Source organism: Syntrophorhabdaceae bacterium (assembly GCA_028713955.1).
Classification (GTDB): Bacteria; Desulfobacterota; Syntrophorhabdia; order Syntrophorhabdales; family Syntrophorhabdaceae; genus UBA5609.
In genome coordinates, this window is the sequence record JAQTNJ010000273.1 from 1 (window position 1) to 3,922 (window position 3,922).

General features: G+C 45.9%; 4 protein-coding genes. All 4 read left to right on the top strand.

Annotated elements, in window-relative coordinates; translation table 11 throughout:
* The coding region (locus tag PHU49_15495; GenBank protein ID MDD5245412.1) for a hypothetical protein at positions 1–1,277 on the top strand (1,277 nt) is incomplete at its 5' end.
* Positions 1,274–2,032, top strand: a complete 759-nt coding sequence (locus PHU49_15500) for a segregation/condensation protein A (protein ID MDD5245413.1) — start codon at positions 1,274–1,276, stop codon at positions 2,030–2,032. The genes PHU49_15495 and PHU49_15500, both read left to right, overlap by 4 nt.
* 177 nt (positions 2,033–2,209) lie before the next feature.
* Positions 2,210–3,067 (top strand): signal peptide peptidase SppA, encoded by an 858-nt coding sequence (sppA, locus tag PHU49_15505; GenBank protein MDD5245414.1) that lies wholly within the window; start codon positions 2,210–2,212, stop codon positions 3,065–3,067.
* Positions 3,068–3,230: 163 nt separating this feature from the next.
* The coding region (locus PHU49_15510; GenBank protein ID MDD5245415.1) for a PAS domain S-box protein at positions 3,231–3,922 on the top strand (692 nt) is incomplete at its 3' end.

The following is a 3,922-nucleotide window of genomic DNA, read 5'->3' on the forward strand; positions in this document are numbered from 1 at the left end:
ATGAACGGCTTGATGAAGAGACAATGAAGAAACTTACAGAGATAGGAGGTCTGGCTGATAGTATGGACTATCATGCATATCTCGTTGGTGGTTTCGTGAGGGATCTGCTGCTCCGTGATGAAAATTATGATATTGATATTGTTATTGAAGGGGATGGAATAACCTTCGCGGAAGAACTGGCTAAACATTTGAATTTGAAGGTGCGGCCCCACAAAGAATTTGCTACAGCAAAGGTGATCTACAAGGACGGGTTCAAGGTAGATATAGCAACGGCGCGGCTGGAATACTACAAGGCCCCTGCCTCGCTTCCCGTTGTTGAGCATAGCTCTCTGAAGCTCGATCTCCACAGGAGGGATTTTACGATCAATACGCTGGCCATATCGCTGAATAAAAATACCTTTGGTGAATTGATTGATTTTTATGGCGCTCAGCGGGATATCAAGGAGAAGACGATCAGGGTCCTCCATAGTCTGAGTTTTGTAGAAGACCCGACACGGGTGTTCAGGGCCATCAGGTTTGAGCACAGGTTTGGTTTTAAGATCGGGAAACACAGCTTAGACCTGATAAAAAATGCGGTGAAATTGAATTTCCTCTCACGGATCAGGGGAAAAAGGGTTTGGGCCGAGCTTGCGCTTATACTCCAGGAGGACGGAGTCGAAAAGGTCTTAAAACGTCTCCAGGAGCTCGACCTCTTACGGTTTATCTTTCCATCCATCGTATTCAACAAAGACAAAGAGAAGCTTCTTAACCAGATGCAGGCCATATATAAATGGTATGAGCTGCTTTACCAGGGCAAGCCTGTTGATAAAGTACAGTATTATCTGCTGGGACTTGTTGAACATATGAAGACCGAGGAGGTCCTTGAGTTCTGCAAAAAGCTTGAGGTTACCGAAAAGGTCAGAAAGAAGACCACGGAAAACACGGAACGCTTGCGGGAGGTCATTACCAGGCTCTCGATGGGCATTTCGGTTCTGAAAAAAAGCGAGATATACCGTACCCTTGAGCCGCTGTCCAAAGAGGTGATGCTCTTTATCATGGCGAAGACACGGTCTGAAGAGATAAAAAAGGCAATATCCAATTATATCACCTACAGGGACTCTTTCAGGCCCTTTACGACAGGCGCCGATCTGAAGAAGATGGGTATTCAGGAAGGCCCTGTGTACAAAGAGATACTGGAAAGACTGAAGGATGCCAAGGTCGATATGAACCTGAAAACGAAGGAAGAAGAGTCACATTTCGTGGACATTTATCTGATGGAAAAGGGGATCATGCCATGAGTCTTTTAGTGCCGACGCTTGAAGTGCAACTTGAGTGTTATGAAGGACCGCTTGCGGTGCTGATATCGCTTATCAAAAAGAATAAGGTCAGTATCTGGGATATCCCTATTTCAACGATTACGGAAAGGTTCCTCGAATACGTGGAACTGGTGAAGGAGATGAACCTCAAGATCGCCGAGGATTTTATAGAGATGGCCTCTCTCCTCCTCTTCATAAAGTCCAAGATGCTCCTTCCCTCAAGTGATGGAGAAGGGGCGGAAGACCCGCGGGAGGAACTTGTTGAGAGGATCATGGAATATGAGCGCTTCAGGACCATGGCAGGTATAATGGACACGCTTCCCATGCTTGACAGGGATGTATTCTGCATAGGGAAAAATGGGATCGACAGAGAGGCCGATTACGATCTCCTCTGCCTTTGCACCCTCTATTTCGAGCTGATCAGGGTCAGGGAAGAGATGTACCTGACGATAAATGAGATCAGGCCGACCCTTGAAGAAAAACTTGCCATGTTGAGAGCAATGCTTGAAACATCCGGTATGTATGTGTGGGATATCCACGAAGAGATGGAGAGGAATGAGAAAGTAGCCACTATCCTTGGAATACTTGAATTGGTGAAGGTGCAGACGGCAACCCTCTCGCAGAGAAAATTGTTTGGCAGGATAGTGCTGAAGAGAAGAGGCCATTCCGCTATGGACAGCCAGCCGGCGGAAGAACCGGCAAGCACCCAGAAGTACATAGAAGATAGTAGGGAGTAGGCAGTATGCAGCAAACAAATCCAAAATCCGAATATCGAAGCACGAAACAAATTCAAATGTTCAAAATTCAAAACATAAGTGACACACATTTTGTTTTGAACATTTGATATTCGAATTCTGATATTGTTTAGTATTTAGTGCTTCGAATTTAGAGCTTGAGCAAAGGGAGGATTAACAATGCCTCAATCAAAAACAAAAAAGGTACTTATCGTTATTGCCATTATCGTTGTAGTGCTCGTCCTTGTACCCTTCTTCATCGGTATATTTGGAAAGGAATCAGGTGAAAAGATCGGTGTGGTTGAGATAGAAGGGGCTATCATGGACTCGAAAAATGCCATGGACGACATCGTAAGATTCAGGGATGACGAGAGCATCAAGGGGGTCATCGTGAGGATCAATTCGCCGGGCGGCGGGGCGGCGGCAAGCCAGGAGATCCACCGTGAGGTGAAAAAACTGAGAGGAAAGAAGAAGGTCTTCGTCTCGATGGCGTCCGTATGCGCATCAGGCGGGTACTATATCGCTACTGCCGGTGAAAAGATATACGCAAGTCCCTCGACCATTACGGGCAGTATCGGTGTCATTATGCAGCAGACCGTTGTTGAAGATCTGATGAAGAAGATCGGGATACAGGAAAACACGATCAAGTCCGGTGAATTGAAGGATGCCGGGACGCCTTTCAGGAAGATGAGAGAGGATGAAAAAAGATATCTGAACGATGTCTTGAAAGACATACACGAGCAATTTATCAGGGATGTTGCCGAAGGCAGAAAGATGCCCGTCGATGCGGTAAGAAAACTTTCAGATGGGAGGATCTTTACCGGTATCCAGGCGAAGAATACAGGTCTTATCGATGCAATCGGAACATTCTACGATGCCGTCGATGCGCTCAAGGTATCATTAAATATGGTGGGGAAGCCGGTACTCGTGTACGGCAAAAAACCGTTTTCGATTCTCAGATGGCTGATCTCGTCGGTTGCCAGAGAGTATGGTATGGAACTCAATACCCGGTCGTTTAAGTATATGTACAACCAATAATAATGCAGGTTAAGGTTAAGACTGAGGTTAAGGAAAAATAACGGAGAAAATTCTGCTACCCCGCCTCATTTCCCTTCATGCGCAAACTTGACAAGCAAAGCAAATCAATGCTTAAATTTGCTACGGTCTTTAGCCGGGTTTGGTTACAATAATGACGACAAGCATGCCATTAGACTGGGAAAAGATAATCCTCGGTTTTAAAAGAACTACACGTCAGTTCTTGGAGGATATCGTCGAGAATATCAGCGAGTCTTTCATTGTAACCGATCTGAGAGGAAAGATGGTGTTCTTCAATAAAGGCTCTGAGAAGCTCTTCTTGTACAGCCCCGAAGAGGTCATCGGCAAACACATAGCGATGCTGGGAGTAATACAGCCGAACGTACTTGCAGAGATCAAGGAAGGAAAGACATTCCGCGGAGAGCTTTTACTGCTGAGGAAGTCAGGGGAACGATTTCCCGCCTTTGTAATCAACATACCCTTAAGGGACGAGGACGGGAGAACGATGGGAATGATGGGGGCCGCAAGGGACCTGACAGAGGAGAAAGAGAAAGAAGAGGCCGAGCGGGAGATCAGCAGGCTTAAAGAGTTCAATGACAATCTCATTGCCTCACTTAACGACGGTATCCAGATAATAGACGAGTTCGGATATATTACTTACATAAACAAACGGTTCGAGGAGATCATAGGGTATAGGGGAGAGGAGATAATAGGGAAATATTACGGGGTATTTATCGCCAGGGAGGCCTTCGAACGATTTGCAAAAAAGATGAGCACAGGCGATAATGAGGAAAGGAAAGGGAAAAAGGTATTTGAATCCACCTTTGTCACAAAAGACAACAGGAAGATCCCGGTCCT

What these genes read in the sequence shown, in the direction of transcription:
- PHU49_15500 (MDD5245413.1), top strand. Translation starts at nt 1,274, where the DNA reads ATGAGTCTTTTAGTGCCGACGCTTGAAGTGCAACTTGAGTGTTATGAA.
- sppA (MDD5245414.1), top strand. Translation starts at nt 2,210, where the DNA reads ATGCCTCAATCAAAAACAAAAAAGGTACTTATCGTTATTGCCATTATC.